This window comes from Rhizobacter terrae (assembly GCF_003852895.1).
GTDB lineage: Bacteria > Pseudomonadota > Gammaproteobacteria > Burkholderiales > Burkholderiaceae_C > Albitalea > Albitalea terrae.
In genome coordinates, this window is record NZ_QUSW01000003.1 from 640,451 (window position 1) to 655,189 (window position 14,739).

Annotated in this window: 13 protein-coding genes; 4 read left to right on the forward strand and 9 right to left on the reverse strand. The window is 68.3% G+C overall.

Features of this window, described 5'->3' with window-relative positions:
- Nucleotides 1–11: 11 nt before the first annotated feature.
- On the reverse strand, nt 12–368 hold the full coding sequence (locus DZC73_RS14565; protein ID WP_124541032.1) for a phage holin family protein: 357 nt from the start codon (nt 366–368) through the stop codon (nt 12–14).
- A 434-nt stretch (nt 369–802) separates the two neighbouring features.
- On the opposite strand from DZC73_RS14565, the gene DZC73_RS14570 reads away from it, so the two are divergent.
- Nucleotides 803–1,219, forward strand: a complete 417-nt coding sequence (locus tag DZC73_RS14570) for an SWIB/MDM2 domain-containing protein (protein ID WP_124541033.1) — start codon at nt 803–805, stop codon at nt 1,217–1,219.
- Between the two features lie 90 nt (nt 1,220–1,309).
- Here DZC73_RS14570 and DZC73_RS14575 read toward each other — a convergent pair whose 3' ends face one another.
- From DZC73_RS14575 to recQ, 7 genes are all read right to left on the reverse strand, one after another.
- On the reverse strand, nt 1,310–4,114 hold the full coding sequence (locus DZC73_RS14575; RefSeq protein WP_124541034.1) for an ATP-binding protein: 2,805 nt from the start codon (nt 4,112–4,114) through the stop codon (nt 1,310–1,312).
- 131 nt (nt 4,115–4,245) lie between these two features.
- Nucleotides 4,246–4,851 carry a 2-hydroxychromene-2-carboxylate isomerase gene (locus tag DZC73_RS14580; protein WP_124541035.1) on the reverse strand — a complete coding sequence of 202 codons (606 nt, stop codon included), beginning with the start codon at nt 4,849–4,851 and terminating at the stop codon, nt 4,246–4,248.
- A gap of 104 nt (nt 4,852–4,955) precedes the next feature.
- The gene (locus DZC73_RS14585) at nt 4,956–5,252 is read right to left on the reverse strand and encodes a hypothetical protein (RefSeq protein ID WP_124541036.1); all 297 of its coding nucleotides are present in this window, start codon (nt 5,250–5,252) and stop codon (nt 4,956–4,958) included.
- Nucleotides 5,253–5,369: 117 nt separating this feature from the next.
- A complete protein-coding gene (gene uvrA / locus DZC73_RS14590) occupies nt 5,370–8,273 on the reverse strand; it encodes an excinuclease ABC subunit UvrA (protein ID WP_124541037.1) in 2,904 nt (967 codons plus the stop codon).
- A 55-nt stretch (nt 8,274–8,328) separates the two neighbouring features.
- Nucleotides 8,329–9,738: a hypothetical protein gene (locus tag DZC73_RS14595; RefSeq protein WP_124541038.1), complete on the reverse strand. Its 1,410-nt coding sequence runs from the start codon at nt 9,736–9,738 to the stop codon at nt 8,329–8,331.
- Nucleotides 9,735–10,373 carry a sigma-70 family RNA polymerase sigma factor gene (locus tag DZC73_RS14600; RefSeq protein ID WP_124541039.1) on the reverse strand — a complete coding sequence of 213 codons (639 nt, stop codon included), beginning with the start codon at nt 10,371–10,373 and terminating at the stop codon, nt 9,735–9,737. The genes DZC73_RS14595 and DZC73_RS14600 overlap by 4 nt, the downstream gene beginning before the upstream one ends.
- 82 nt (nt 10,374–10,455) lie before the next feature.
- On the reverse strand, nt 10,456–12,411 hold the full coding sequence (recQ, locus tag DZC73_RS14605) for a DNA helicase RecQ (protein ID WP_124541040.1): 1,956 nt from the start codon (nt 12,409–12,411) through the stop codon (nt 10,456–10,458).
- Nucleotides 12,412–12,520: 109 nt separating this feature from the next.
- On the opposite strand from recQ, the gene DZC73_RS14610 reads away from it, so the two are divergent.
- From DZC73_RS14610 to ssb, 3 genes are all read left to right on the forward strand, one after another.
- Nucleotides 12,521–12,916, forward strand: a complete 396-nt coding sequence (locus DZC73_RS14610) for a hypothetical protein (RefSeq protein ID WP_124541041.1) — start codon at nt 12,521–12,523, stop codon at nt 12,914–12,916.
- Nucleotides 12,917–12,918: 2 nt separating this feature from the next.
- Entirely contained in the window at nt 12,919–13,371 is a 453-nt protein-coding gene (locus DZC73_RS14615; RefSeq protein WP_124541042.1) for a DUF2846 domain-containing protein, read from the forward strand.
- Nucleotides 13,372–13,538: 167 nt separating this feature from the next.
- On the forward strand, nt 13,539–14,057 hold the full coding sequence (gene ssb, locus DZC73_RS14620) for a single-stranded DNA-binding protein (protein WP_124541043.1): 519 nt from the start codon (nt 13,539–13,541) through the stop codon (nt 14,055–14,057).
- Nucleotides 14,058–14,123: 66 nt separating this feature from the next.
- Here ssb and DZC73_RS14625 read toward each other — a convergent pair whose 3' ends face one another.
- Entirely contained in the window at nt 14,124–14,546 is a 423-nt protein-coding gene (locus DZC73_RS14625; protein ID WP_124541044.1) for a hypothetical protein, read from the reverse strand.
- Nucleotides 14,547–14,739: the final 193 nt, after the last annotated feature.

The following is a 14,739-nucleotide window of genomic DNA, read 5'->3' on the forward strand; positions in this document are numbered from 1 at the left end:
GGTGACAGGCTTCAGCGCGCGGGGAACAGGCGCTCCATCGCCACGTCGATCACCATGCCGCACAGGCTGTAGATGAGCGAGCCGATGAGCGCGGCCCAGAAGCCGGTGACGTTGAAGTCGTTGCCCAGCACGGCGGCCGCGGCGTAGAACATCACCGCGTTGATGACAAACAGAAACAGGCCCACGGTGAGCACCGTCACCGGCAGCGTGAGCAGCACCAGGATGGGCCGCAGCAGCGCGTTGAACAGCCCGATCACGAAGGCCGCGATCATCGCGGCGCCGAAGCTCTTGACCTCGACACCGGGGTAGAGATGGGCCACGAGCAGCAGCGCGGCGGCCAGGAGCATCCAGCGGACGATGAGCTTCATAGGCGCGCAGCATAGCGTGCGCCACGCTCGCGGCAAGTGCCGCGCATCGCCCGCAGGGCGCTGTGCGCAGGCCGGCGGTGATGCCTGCGCGGAGCGCGCCGCAGAGGGAAACGCCGAGGGAAATCGGGCATGCGCGCACGCTCCTGCGAGGGCCGTCGAAGTGTCCTCGCCCTGATCTCGAAGGCCGCAAGAGGAGGCCGAGAAGCGCTCACGAGGGAGCCACGAGGGACGCGAGAGAGTGCGTCGAGTGATGTCTGCCTGCGACAAAAGGGCTTCTCTCCTCTGAAGATTGCGCGTTTCTCCTATGAAAACTGCTTCTCAATGCAGCACACACGCAGTACCATTCGCTCCGCGCGGTCCCTGGAGAAACGAGAGTTCATGCGGCTCTCACCCAGCCCGCCACATCAACAACTCATTTGATGGAGAGAATCGAAATGGCAACTGCGAAGAAGGCTCCCGCCAAGAAGGCGGCAGCAAAGAAGGCCGCTCCGGCCAAGAAGGCCCCGGCGAAGAAGGCGGCGCCCGCCAAGAAGGCAGCGCCGGCCAAGAAGGCGGCTCCTGCGAAGAAGGCGGCTCCGGCCAAGAAGGCTCCCGCCAAGAAGCGCACCCCCAACGCCGCCTTCATGAAGGCCATGACCCCGAGCGCTGCACTGGCCGCCATCATTGGCGACAAGCCGGTTCCGCGCACGGAAGTCACCAAGAAGGTGTGGGACTACATCAAGGCCAACAAGCTGCAAGACGCAGCCAAGCGCACGATGATCAACGCTGACGCCAAGCTGAAGGAAATCTTCAAGAAGGGTCAGGTCTCGATGTTCGAGATGACGAAGCTGATCAACGGCCACCTGAAGTGAGCCTTGCGTGACGGCCCTTCGGGGCCTCACCTCAAAAAGCCGGTGCACTGCACCGGCTTTTTTCTTTGCCCGGTCCTTGGCCTGCCCGGATCAGGCCAGCAACCGCCCTAGGTCGCTCAGCACGCGCCGAATGTCGATCGGCTTGGTCCAGTAGTCATCGAAGCCCGCGGCGAGCGCTGCGTCGATCTGCTCGCGCATCGCATCGGCCGACAGCGCGATGCATTTCAGCTGCCGTGTGCTCGGGTCCTGCCGCAGGCGCCGGATGAGCGCCAGGCCATTGGTGTCGGGCAGGTTCATGTCGATGAGGATGAGGTCGGGCCGCGATTCGCGGGCGATGCGCGCGCCCGTCGCGCCGTCGTCGGCCACCAGCAGCGTCCACTCGGGCTGCGTGCGGAAGACCTCTTCCATCAGCACCATGTTCAGTGGCTCGTCCTCGATGTAGAGCACCTCGCGCGGCCCGGTGGCCGGCAGCGGCGGCAGCTGCAGCACCGAGCCAGCCTGCGGCTGCGGCTGCGGCGCGCTGGCCGTGCCAGCGGGCAGTTCCACCGAGAAGGTCGAGCCGAAGCCCGGCCGGCTGTTCACATGCAGCGCGCCGCCCATGGCCATTGCCAGGCGCTGGCAGATCACCAGGCCCAGGCCGCTGCCTTCGGTGCGTGTGTTCTCCGCGCCCAGGCGGTTGAAGGGCTGGAACAGCGAAGCCTGCTGCTGCAGCGACAGGCCGCGGCCTTCGTCGCGGATGCCGATGCGCACCTGGGCACCGTCAGGCACCACCTCGAACTCGACGCGGCCGCCCGGCCGGTTGTACTTGATGGCGTTGGACACCAGGTTCACCAGCACCTGCTCCAGCCCGCGCGGATCGGCCTTCACCCACACCGGCGTCCGGTCGCCCAGCGGCATCAACCGGATGCAGGCCTCGTCGGCCAGCGGCTGGATGAGATCGGCGCAGTCGCGGATCGCCGCCCACGCATCCACGCTGATGGCGCGCAGCGAGAAGTCCTCGCTCTCGATGCGGGTGAGGTCCAGCACGTCGTTGATGAGCCCGAGCAGCCGGCGTCCCGCGCTCTCCACGCTGTGCAGCCGCCGCTGCTGCGCGGGGGCGAGCGTGTCCACGCGGTCCAGCGCCATCACCTGCGCGAATCCCAGGATGCCGTTGAGCGGGGTGCGCAGTTCGTGGCTCACGCGCGAGAGGAATTCGCTCTTGGCGCGGTTGGCGCGCTCGGCGGCTTCCTTGTCGCGCTGCAGCCGGTCGACCGCGTGCTGCGCGGTAACGTCGCGGCAGGTGCCCACCAGGCTGGTCGGCTGTCCCTGCGGGTCGTAGCGGCCGCGCGCGGTGATCTCCAGCATCACCTCGCTGCCGTCGGGCCGCACGAGCCGGCAGCGGGTTTCCAGCGTCGTGCGCGTGGCCAGCGCGTGCTGAAACCCGGCCTGCACGGCCTCGCGGTCAGACCTGTCGATGGTCTCGACCCACTGCCCCATGGTGTAGCCCTGCAGCGGATAGGGCAGTCCATGATTGATGCAGGCGCGCCGGTCCATGCTCATGAGCTTGCTGCCCAGGTCGACCTCCGCAATGCCGATGCCCGCTGCATCGGCCGCCATCTCCCAGCGCTCTTCGGAGCGTCGCAGCGCGATCTCGATCTCCTTGCGCTCGGTGACGTCCGCAGTGAAGCCGTGCCACAGGGTGCCGCCATCGTCCAGCCGCTCCGGCGTGGCGCGGGTCTCGAGCCATCGAAGGCTGCCGTCGCCTCGCACGATGCGGTATTCGCGGTGGAAGTGCGCGAGCCGCAGCGCCGACTCGCGGATGGCGTCCATGAAGCCGGCGCGGTCGTCGGGATGCACCACGCGCAGCGGCGTCGACACCTCGCCCTCGATGGGCATGTCCATGCCGAACAGCTCCTTCAGCCCCTCGCTGGCGTAGGGGTAGGAGAAGTGGCCCGCGACATCCATGCGGAACTGGAAGATGGCGCCGGGCACCTGCGAGGACAGCTTGCGCAGCAGGATGTCGTGCGTGCGCGAGCGGCGTGCTGCCCGCACCTGGGCCGTGATGTCACGCGCCGTGCCGCGGTAGCCGCGGAACTGTTGGTGGTCGTCGAACACCGGCACGGCGCTGCGCGAGACATAGGCCAGGCCGCTGGTCGTGCGCTGCTCGGTGACCACCCGCGAGAAAGGCTCGCGGCGGCGAAGCAGCGCGGCGAAACCAGCGGCGTCCGGCTGGCCGAATCCTTCCTCGGTGGTGACCGGTGCGGCGGTGAGCAACTGGCCGATGAGGGATGAGGGCGGACAACCCAACACAGCCTCCACGCCGTCGGACACCCAGGAATGGCGCAACTGCGCATCGGTCTCCCACATCCAGTCGCCCGAAGCGCGGGCGAAATCCAGCAGGCGATGCCGTTCTTCGTTGAAGGCGGCCAGCCGCTGGCGGCTGCGCAGCAGGTCGCTGGCGATGCGCGTGAGGTGCCTCAGCGCCTCGACCTCATCGGCACTGAGCGTGCGCGGTTGCCGGTCGATCACGTTGAGCGTACCCAGCCGCACGCCATTGAAGACGATGGGCATGCCGGCATAGAAGCGGATGAAGGGCGGCCCGGTGACCAGCGGGTTGTCCGCAAAGCGCGGATCGGCGAGCGTGTCGTTGACCTGGAACAGGCCCTCTTCCAGGATGGCGTGGCCGCAGAACGAAAACTCGCGCGGCGTCTCGCACACGTCCAGCCCCACGCGGGCCTTGAACCACTGGCGCGTGTCGTCGACGAAGCTCAGCAGCGAGATGGGGCAGTGGGTCAGCCGCGAGGCGGTGTGGACCAGCGAGTCGAAGCTGGCCTCGGCGTCGCTGTCGAGCACGCCAAGCTCACGCAGCACCGCCATGCGGCGCGCTTCGTCATGAGGGATGGGTGGCGACTGCATACGAACAGGCTCGGGCAGGATTGTCCTGCCGAGTCCGCATGCCGGGGTAGTCTTCAACCCTTGCGACAGCGCTGGGGCGTGAACCAAGTCGCGCCAGGGTACTGCCCGGTTCCTGCTGGTACCGGCGAGTCTCAGCCTTGCGCCAGGCGCCTTGCCACGAAGTCCAGCCGGTCCTGGCCCCAGAAGATCTCGCCATCGATCACGTAGCTCGGCGCACCGAACACTCCGGCGTCGATGGCCAGCTGCGAGTCGATCTCGTAGCGTTCATGCACCGCCTGGGAGTGCGCATCGTCCAGCCGCCTCGCGGGCAGGCCGGCGGCGGCCAGCAGCGCAGCGAGTTCGTTGGGGTCGGCGATGTTGCGGTCTTCCACCCACACCGCGCGCAGGATGGCTCCGGCCAGCGCCATCGCGGCGTCGGTGCCCTCGTTCATGTCCACCGCGATGATGAGCTGCGCAGCGTCGTCCGGATTCACGGGGAAGTACTTCGGCTGCAGGTTGATGGGCTGGTTCAGGTAGTTGGCGAAGCGCTGGAGCTCCACCAGCCGGTAGGCCTGGCGCTGCGGTGCGCGCTTGGCCAGCGGCAACCCGCCGCTGACGGGGAAGACCTTGCCGCCCAGGTCCACCGGCAGCACTCGCACGGTGGCGTTCGCGGCGCAGGCGATCTCGGTGAAGCGCTCATGTCCGAGGTAGGTCCACGGTGACTGCGGGGCGAAGTAGTAGTCGACGGTCAGGCTCATGGCGATCTCCTCGAAAGTGCGCGGAGTCTAGCGAGAGCGGGAAGCCCCTGTGCGTACACGCCTCTTCCGGGGCCGGACAGGGAAGGCAGCAAGCTGCCGTGGTCTCAGCTGGATTCGATCGCCGGCTGCGGACGCTGGCGGGCGGCCTTGGGTGCGGCAGGCGTGACGACGGCGGCAACCGGTGTGGCAGGCAATGCGGGCATGGCAGGCATCGCGGGTGCATCGCCTTGCTGCTCGGCGATGCAATGCGCCAGCACGTTCAGGCCTTCCTGCGCGCGGCGCAGCTGTTCAGGCGTCATTGCGAGGGCGGCCTTCTCGACCCAGGCCGGATGCGACTGCGCCAGCTGCATCACCGAATGCAGCTGCCTGAGCACGTCATGGCCGGTTCGCTTGGCTTTCACGTTGGCGTGTCTTCTTGTTGAGTGGGGATCCCTCGGTGGAGGCGGATTCTATGGACGCCCGGCGGCCGTGCACCACCCCGCACACGGGCAGTGCGCACTATTCACGAACAAGCCCGCTCAGAGCAGGGGCTTGAGGTAGCGACCGGTGTGGCTGGCCGGGTTGGCGGCCACGTCCTCGGGCGTGCCGCTGGCCACCACCGTGCCGCCGCCGGAGCCGCCCTCGGGGCCCATGTCGATCAGCCAGTCGGCGGTCTTGATCACGTCCAGGTTGTGCTCGATGACCACGATGGTGTTGCCCGCGTCGCGCAGCTGGTGCAGCACGCGCAGCAGCAGGTCGATGTCGGCGAAGTGCAGGCCGGTGGTGGGCTCGTCCAGGATGTACAGCGTGCGGCCGGTGTCGCGCTTGGACAGCTCCAGCGCCAGCTTCACCCGCTGCGCCTCGCCGCCCGACAGCGTGGTCGCGCTCTGCCCGAGGCGGATGTAGCCCAGGCCCACGTCCAGCAGCGTCTGCAGCTTGCGCGCAATGTTGGGCACGGCGTTGAAGTAGCCGTGAGCGTCCTCCACCGTCATGTTCAGCACTTCGGTGATGTTCTTGCCCTTGTACTGGATCTCCAGCGTCTCGCGGTTGTAACGCTTGCCGTGGCACACGTCGCAGGGCACGTACACGTCGGGCAGGAAATGCATCTCCACCTTGAGCACGCCGTCGCCCTGGCAGGCCTCGCAGCGGCCGCCGGCCACGTTGAAGCTGAAGCGCCCCGGACCGTAGCCGCGTTCGCGCGCGGCAGGCACTTCGGCGAAGAGTTCGCGGATGGGCGTGAACAGGCCCGTGTATGTGGCCGGGTTGCTGCGCGGCGTGCGGCCGATGGGCGACTGGTCGACGTTGATGACCTTGTCGAACGCATCCAGCCCTTCGATCGCGTCGTGCGCCTCCGGCTCCGCATGAGAGTTGTAGAGCTTGCGGGCGACGGCGGCATACAGCGTGTCGTTGACCAGCGTGCTCTTGCCCGACCCCGACACGCCCGTCACGCAGGTGAACAGGCCCACGGGGATCTCCGCGGTCACGCCCTTGAGGTTGTTGCCGCGGGCGTTCACGATCTTCAGGGCCGGCGTCTCGTCGTCATCCTTGGGCTGATGCCGCTCCTTGGGCACCGCGATGCGCAGCACCTGCGACAGGTAGCGCCCGGTGAGCGATTCCGGCGAGGCCGCGACTTCCGCCGCCGTGCCCTGCGCAATGACCTGCCCGCCGTGCACGCCCGCCCCCGGTCCCATGTCGATGACGTGGTCGGCCGCGCGGATGGCGTCTTCATCGTGCTCCACCACCAGCACCGTGTTGCCGATGTCGCGCAGGTGCCGCAGCGTGGCGATGAGCCGGTCGTTGTCGCGCTGGTGCAGTCCGATGCTGGGTTCGTCCAGCACGTACATCACGCCGGTCAGGCCCGAGCCGATCTGCGAGGCGAGCCGGATGCGCTGCGCCTCGCCGCCGCTGAGCGTGTCGGCGCTGCGGTCCAGGCTGAGGTAGTTCAGGCCCACGTCGTTGAGGAATTTCAGGCGCGAGCGGATTTCGCGCACCACCTTGTCGGCGATCTCCGCCTTGGCGCCCTGCAGCTTCAGGCCTTCGAAGTAGGCCAGGCATTCGCGCAGGGTGAAGTGCTCCACGCGGTAGATGGGCTCGCCCTTGTCTTCGCGCTCGTCCAGCAGGAACACGTGCCGCGCCTCGGTGCGCAGCCGCGCCCCCTCGCAGTCAGGGCAGGCCTTGGCGCTCTGGTAGCGGGCCAGGTCCTCGCGCACCGCGGCGGAATCGGTCTCCTTGTAGCGGCGCGTGAAGTTGGGAATGATCCCTTCGAAGGTGTGCCAGCGCTTCACGCTGCGCGTCTTGCCCTTGGCGCCCTCGGCCTCGTAGACGAACTCGATCTCGTCCTTGCCCGAGCCGTTCAGCAGCACGTTCTGCGCCTTCTTCGGCAGATCCTCGAAGGGCGTGTCGATGTCGAAGTCGTAGTGCCGCGCGACGCTTTCCAGCAGCGAGAAGGTGTAGCCGTTGCGGCGGTCCCAGCCCTTCACCGCGCCGCTGGCCATGCTCAGCGACGGGAAGCTCACCACGCGTTCGGGGTCGAACACCGTCACCAGGCCCAGGCCGTCGCAGCTAGGGCAAGCGCCCACCGGCGAGTTGAAGGAGAACAGCCGCGGCTCCAGCTCGCTGAGCGAATAGCTGCAGATGGGGCAGGCGAACTTGCTGGAGAACAGGTGCTCCTGGCCGGAGTCCATCTCCAGTGCCATCGCGCGGCCTTCGGCGATGCGCAAGGCTGCTTCGAAGCTCTCGGCCAAACGTTGCTGCAGGCCCGGCTGCACTTTCACGCGGTCGATGACCACGTCGATGTCGTGCTTTTCCGCCTTCTTCAGCTTGGGCACGTCGGCGGCTTCCACGGTCTTGCCGTCGACGCGAAAGCGCACGTAGCCCTGGGCCTGCATGTCGGTGAAGAGTTCGGTGAACTCGCCCTTGCGGTCACGCACCACCGGCGCGAGCACCATGAGCTTGGTGTCCTCGGGCAGCGCGAGCGCGGCGTCCACCATCTGGCTCACGCTCTGCGCGCGCAGCGGCAACTGGTGCTCGGGGCAGAACGGCGTGCCGGCGCGGGCGTAGAGCAGCCGCAGGTAGTCGTGGATTTCAGTCACCGTGCCCACGGTGGAGCGCGGGTTGTGCGAGGTGGCCTTCTGCTCGATGCTGATGGCCGGGCTCAGGCCCTCGATCACGTCCACGTCGGGCTTGTCCATCAACTGCAGGAACTGCCGCGCGTAGGCCGAGAGGCTTTCCACGTAGCGCCGCTGGCCTTCGGCATACAGCGTGTCGAAGGCGAGGCTGGACTTGCCCGAGCCGCTCAGGCCGGTGATGACCACCAGCTTGTTGCGCGGGATGTCGAGGTCGATGTTCTTGAGGTTGTGCGTGCGCGCACCGCGGATGCGGATGGTCGGTGCTTCGATGGAAGCGTCATCAGCGCGAGGTGGGGGCTTGGGTGCGGCAGGCATCGTGGCGCGAGGGCGAAACCGACCATGATAGCGGCGCGACGATCCGCGCGCGCCGTCAGGGTGTCAGCCGGTCGAGGGCGGCGCGCAGGGCCTGGAGCTGGCGCTCGTCCAGCTGGATCACGCGGACCGTGCGGCGTGCCGGGGCGGAACCGTCGCGTTCCCAGACCAGCGAGCGGCCCGCCAGGCGCAGCACGTGCGCGGGCTTGCCGTCGCGCAGGAGGCGCACGGTGCGCACGACCGGCTTGCCGGCGGCCGACGCATCGGACTTCGCGAGTTCGCTTTCGGCGGGGCCGACCTGGCCGGACACGATGACCTCGGTGCTCGACGCCCAGCCGGCCTGGCTGGCCACATCGACCTGCGCGAGGAAGGCGCCGAGCGTGTCGTCGACGGCATGCGACGGGCCGCCGTCGCGTTGCCAGGTCCACGGCGCGGGTTCTGCGGTGAGTGCAGCGCGCAATGCCACGAAGGCCTGCGTGTCTTCCTCCAGCCGGACCACGGGCTGCCCGCCTGCCGCGAAGTTCGAGGCACCCGGCTTGGCCTCCTGGGCCAGCATCCTGGAACGCGCAAGTCCGGCCGCAGGCGCCGCCATCGGTGCGGTGGCCGTGCTGGGCATCGGTGCTGGCGCGGGTGCGGGTGCGGGTGCGAGAGCGAGAGCGAGAGCGGGTGCCGGTGCCACCGGCACGGCCGCAACGGGCGGCGGCGGGACAGGTGCGGGCACTGCGGCCATCCGCTCCGCCGCCGGCTTGGGCGCCACGGTGACCGCCGGAGCGGCAGGCGACATGGCTTCCGCCGTGCGCGCGGCCTTCGACAAGGCGTCGGGTTCGGCCTTCAAGGCCGCGTCGCGCTGGCGTTCCTCCTTGGCCGCGAGCGCCTTGGCGGGCTGCTCCGCCTGGCGCTGGGCGTCGGTGAGGAGTTCATGCTGCCGCCTCTTCGCGTCGTCGACCGCGGCCTCCAGCTTCTTCCGGGACATGGCATCGGCCACGACCTCCGGCGTGCGCTTGTCCTGTGCCGAGGGCTTCGCGAGCACCGGGGCTTGCGCGGCGACCTGGTCAGCCGCAGTGGCGGCAGCGCCCGCTGTCGCAGCTTGCTCGTGCGGTGCGGCTGCCGGCGGTGGTGGCGCAGCGGGCGCCGCGGCAGGCACGGGCAGGTCCGTCCTTGATCGAGGCGACGAATCCTGCAGCGGCCGATCCCACATCATCACGCCCACCAGGCTGGCCACCAGCACGCTGGCCAGGCCCGCACCCACGGCGGGCTTGGCCGACCACACCCACAGCCGCGTCCACCACGGCACGGGCGGACGCGGCGCGGGTTCCGCAGGCTTCGCCTTGGCCTGCGCCTCGCGAAGAATCATCTCGCTCAAGGAGGCGGGCGGCGCGACGTCCGCGTCCGGCGCGTGGCGCAGGGCCTCGCTCAGCCAGGCGTCGCGGTCGGCATCGGGCACGGCCGGAGGCACCGGGCGGCTCATCGCGCCTCTCCTTTCGAGGTCTGGAAGGGCGACAGGTAGGCCCCCATGCACGTGCGCAGTTTGCTCATGGCGTAGCGCAGCCGCGTCTTGGCGGTCTCAAAGCCCACGTTCAGCGCGCTCGCCACGTCGGCCAGCGGCAGGCCATCGTCGTGATGCAGCAAGAAGGTGCTGCGCTGGGGCAGCGGCAACTCTTCCAGGCATTGAAGCAGACGTTCGCCAGCGCGCCGCCAGAAGGCCAGGTCTTCGCTGGGCAGCGTCGCGCTCGCGGGGGGCGGCCAGTGCTGCCAGGCGGCCGTGCCTTCGGGTTCCCAGGGGCCGCTGTCGGAGTCCTCGTCGACTTCGATGGACACCTCGCGCCCGCTGCGCCGCCAGAGGTCGATCACGCGGTTGTTGGCCATGGTGAACAGCCAGGTGCGGAAGCTCGCGCCCTGCGGATCCCAGCTCGCGCGTGCGTGGACGACGCGCAGCCATGTGTCCTGGAATACCTCGTCGGTCTGCGCTGCAAGCGCCGTGCCGAGCAGGCGACGGATGAAGCGGTACAACGCGGCCTGGTGCCGCGCATACAGCGCCTCGAACGCCGAGGCATCGCCCGCCGCATAGGCGGACATCAGCGCGTCGTCGTTCAAGTCTTGCATGGGTCGCGAGTCTGCCTCATTCACGGGTGATACGGCCAGATCGCCCCGATGGGGTGAATGCAGGCGCCGAATGCAGGCCCCATCACCCGGCCATGGGCTCCAGCACGCGCAGGATTTCACGTCCATACGCTTCCAGCTTCTTCGCCCCGACCCCGCTGATCTGCCCCAGCTCGTCCAGCGAGCGCGGCAGGTTGCGTGCCATCTCTGCCAGCGTCGCGTCGTGGAACACCACGTAGGCCGGCAGGTTGTGCTCGCGGGCGATCTCGGCGCGCCACGCCTTGAGCGCGGTGAAGCGCTCGGTGCCGGCGTTGTCCAGCGCCACGGGCGGCGCCTTGGGCGTGCCGCTCTTCGTGACGCGGCCGGTCCTGCTGCGCTTGGGCGTGTCGGTGGGCTGGCGAAGCAGCATCTGCACTTCACCTCGCAGCACCTGCCGCGCCGAGGGCGTGAGCTCCAGCGTGTTGTACTCGCCTTCAGTCTGCACATGGCCCAGCGCGATGAGCTGGCGCAGCACCGCCCGCCACTGCTGCTCGCTCACGTCCGCGCCGATGCCGAAGGTGGACAGCGACTGGTGGCGGTACTGCGTCACCTTGTCGGTCGCCTTGCCGCGCAGCACGTCGATGAGGTGGCCCGCGCCGAAGCGCTGCCCGCCGTTCTGGTGGAAGCGGTAGATGCACGACAGCGCCTTGCGCGCTGACTCGGTCGCATCCCAGGTGGCGGGTGGCACCAGGCAGTTGTCGCAATTGCCACAGGGGGTGCTGTGCTCGCCGAAGTAGGCCAAGAGCCGCACGCGGCGGCAGTCGTGCGCCTCGGCCAGCGCCAGCAGCGCATCGAGCTTGCCGCGCTGGGCGCGCTTGAATTCCTCGCCGGCCGGGCTCTCGTCGATCATGCGGCGCTGGTTCACCACGTCGGCCAGGCCGTAGGTCATCCAGGCGTCGGCGGGCAGGCCGTCACGGCCGGCGCGGCCCGTCTCCTGGTAGTAGCTCTCGATGTTCTTGGGCAGGTCCAGGTGCGCGACGAAGCGCACGTCGGGCTTGTCGATGCCCATGCCGAAGGCGATGGTGGCCACCATCACCAGCCCGTCCTCACGCAGGAAGCGGTCCTGGTGCTTCTTGCGCACGTCGGCGTCCAGCCCCGCGTGGTAGGGCAAGGCGTTGACGCCCTCGCTCACCAGCCAGTCGGCGGTCTCTTCCACCTTCTTGCGCGACTGGCAATACACCACGCCGGCCTCGCCTTCATGCTCGTCGCCGATGAAGCGCAGCAGCTGCGTGCGGGCGTTGTCCTTCTCGACGATGGCGTAGCGGATGTTGGGCCGGTCGAAGCTGCTGATGAAGATGCGCGCCGACTGCAGCTGCAGCCGCTCGATGATGTCGCGGCGCGTGAGCTCGTCGGCAGTGGCAGTGAGCGCGATGCGCGGCACCCCCTCGTAGCGCTCATGCAGCACGTTCAGCGCGAGGTAGTCCTCGCGGAAGTCGTGGCCCCACTGGCTCACGCAATGCGCTTCGTCGATGGCGAAGAGGCTGAGCAGGCCGCGCTCGTGCAGCGAATCGAGCTGGGCGAGGAAGCGCGGCGTGGTGATGCGCTCCGGTGCGGCGTACAGCAGCACCAGCCGCCCGCTCATCATCTCGCGCTCGATCTTCTGCGTCTCCTCCAGCGTGAGCGTGGAGTTGAGGAAGGCGGCGTGAACGCCCGCTTCCTCCAGCGCGCCCACCTGGTCATGCATGAGCGCAATCAACGGGCTCACCACCACGGCCACGCCGCGCCCTTGGCGGTGCCGCACGATGGCCGGCACCTGGTAGCACAGGCTCTTGCCGCCGCCGGTGGGCATGAGCACCAGCGCGTCGCCGCCGGCGGTCGCGTGATCCACGATCTCGGACTGCGCGCCTCGAAAGGCGGCATAGCCGAACACTTCCTGCAGGACGGATTGAGGCGACAGCGGGGTGGAAGCGGATTTCACGGACGACGGGGACGCGGTGCGAAGACGCGTGATGGTACGGGACCGCGGCGGGTGGCCCGTCCACCCGCAGGGGCGCCGCGCCATGGCCTTTTCGGGGGAACCCCATCGGACGATGTAGTCGTTGTCGCTACACTCCCCCGCACCACGCGGCCGTCCAAGCGTGGATCCAACTCTTCTCAGACCCGGGAGGTCCATGTTCCATCGCCTCACAGGCGCGGCATTCGCCGCGGTCCTGCTTCTCGCCGCTGGCTGCGCCAGCGAAGTCACCCGCCAGGTCATCGACGCGCCAGTGGCCACGCCGCAAGCCGGCAAGCGCTTCACGCTGAGCCAGCCCGCGTCGTTCCGCCTGGACTCCGGCTACGGCCGCACGGTACCGGCCCACGCCGAGTTCGCCGGCGTGGGCCGCATCGCCCAAGGCCTGGTGTTCCGGCCCATCGACATCGTGCTCACCGTCGAAGGCAAGCACATGCACGAGGCATATGCCGTCGTGCGCGACGACACGCTGGTGGGCTTCTACCTGCCGGTCGAAAAAGCGTTCTCGCCGTTGTCCCAGACAACACCCTTCCTCCTCATCGAAAGGAAACAATGACAATGAAGATGCAATCGTTCTTCCGCTTCGCCGCGCTCGTGCTGGTCGCCTTCCTGACCGCCTGCGCCTCGGGTCCCAAGCATGCTGAAGTGGCCTCGTCCATTCCCGGCCTCAAGCCTGACCAGGGCCGCGTGTACCTGTACCGCAGCAACAGCATGCTGGGCGCGGCCATCCAGCCCAACATCACGATCAACGGCAAGGTGATGGGCGAGTCCAAGCCGGGCGGCTTCTTCTTCGTCGACCTGCCTGCCGGCCCGGTCGAGATTGCCACCTCCACCGAAGTCGAGAAGAAGCTCACCTTCACGCTCGACGCCGGCCAGACGCGCTACGTCAAGACCACCATCGGTTTCGGCCTGATGGTCGGCCGCGTCTACCCCGAGCTGGTGGACAACGCCGTCGGCGCCAAGGAAATCACCGAGACCAGCTACACCGGCACGGCCCTGACCAAGCGCTGATCGCTGCGCCCGCTGGCAAGGTCGCGCTTGCCAGGGAACGCCCGTTCGGGCCCTTCCAAGGAGGGGACGGCGGGCGTTGCTCTTTCCGACCTTCGGGGCGTGCGTGGCAAAAGGGTGACAGGCGATAATCCGTCCCATCGTCTGTTTCACCCCCGCTCGGAGTTCACATGGCCTCGGTCAACAAAGTCATCATCGTCGGTAACCTGGGCCGTGACCCCGAGGTCCGCTACAACCCCAACGGCGGCGCCTGGTGCACGGTCAGCATCGCCACCACCCGCAACTGGAAGGACAAGACCTCCGGCGAGCGCGTGGAAGAAACCGAATGGCACCGCGTGGTGTTCAACGACCGCCTCGCCGAGATCGCCGGCGAATACCTGAAGAAGGGCCGCTCCGTCTACGTCGAAGGCCGGTTGAAGACCCGCAAGTGGACCGACAAGGACGGCCTGGAGAAATTCACCACCGAAATCATCGCCAACGAGATGCAGATGCTCGGCGGCCGTGAAGGCATGGGTGGCGGTGGCGGCGGTGATGAGGAAGGCGGCGGCTACAGCGGTGGCGGCGCACGCAGCCGCGGTGGCGAGGAGCGCGAAAGCCGCGCACCGGCCGCACGTCCGCAGCAGGCCAGCAAGCCCGCGCCCAAGACGGCGACCGGCTTCGACGACATGGACGACGACATTCCGTTCTGATCGCCTCGCCAGCCAAGCTTCCGAAGGCCCGCAATCGCGGGCCTTCTTCATGGCGCACCCTGCCCGCTACGGACGCCAGCGCGCGACGTCGCCGTCGTCGTAGAGCGCCTTCATGGACGGATGGAACATCGCGTAGGCGGCGATGGCGGCCATCATGGCGGCCACCAGCCAGGTGATGCCGGCCTCCACCGGGTTCCCGGGCCACAGCCGCAGGCCGGTGACGATGCTCAGCAGGCAGCCCAGGACGAACAGCCCGGCCACCACGCGCGACGCGGCCCGGCTTCCCTTGAACATCCGGCTCACGGCGATGCCCAGCACGATCAGCCGGATCGCCAGCCACGGCTGGCCTTCGATGATGATGCCCAGCCCCTCCAGGAGGAAATAGATCACGATCAAGGCGATGAACACCCGCGGCACCCGTTTGGCCGGTGCGGCCGCCACGTCCTCGACCTGCGCCGCCGGCGGCAGGTACGGATTGTTGTCACTCATGAGACCCCTCCCGTGGTCGCCGTGTCCTGGGCGGCGATTATCCGGTGGGCCGCCAACGAAAGCTCACGGACGTCACATCGGAAACCCGGGTGCTTTGGCACTTTGCAATGTTCTGGCCCTAACATCGCTGCCAGCCATGAGACCCGCGTTGTCCAATCCAGCAACTGACGCCCGTTCTCCCACCCGGGGGCCG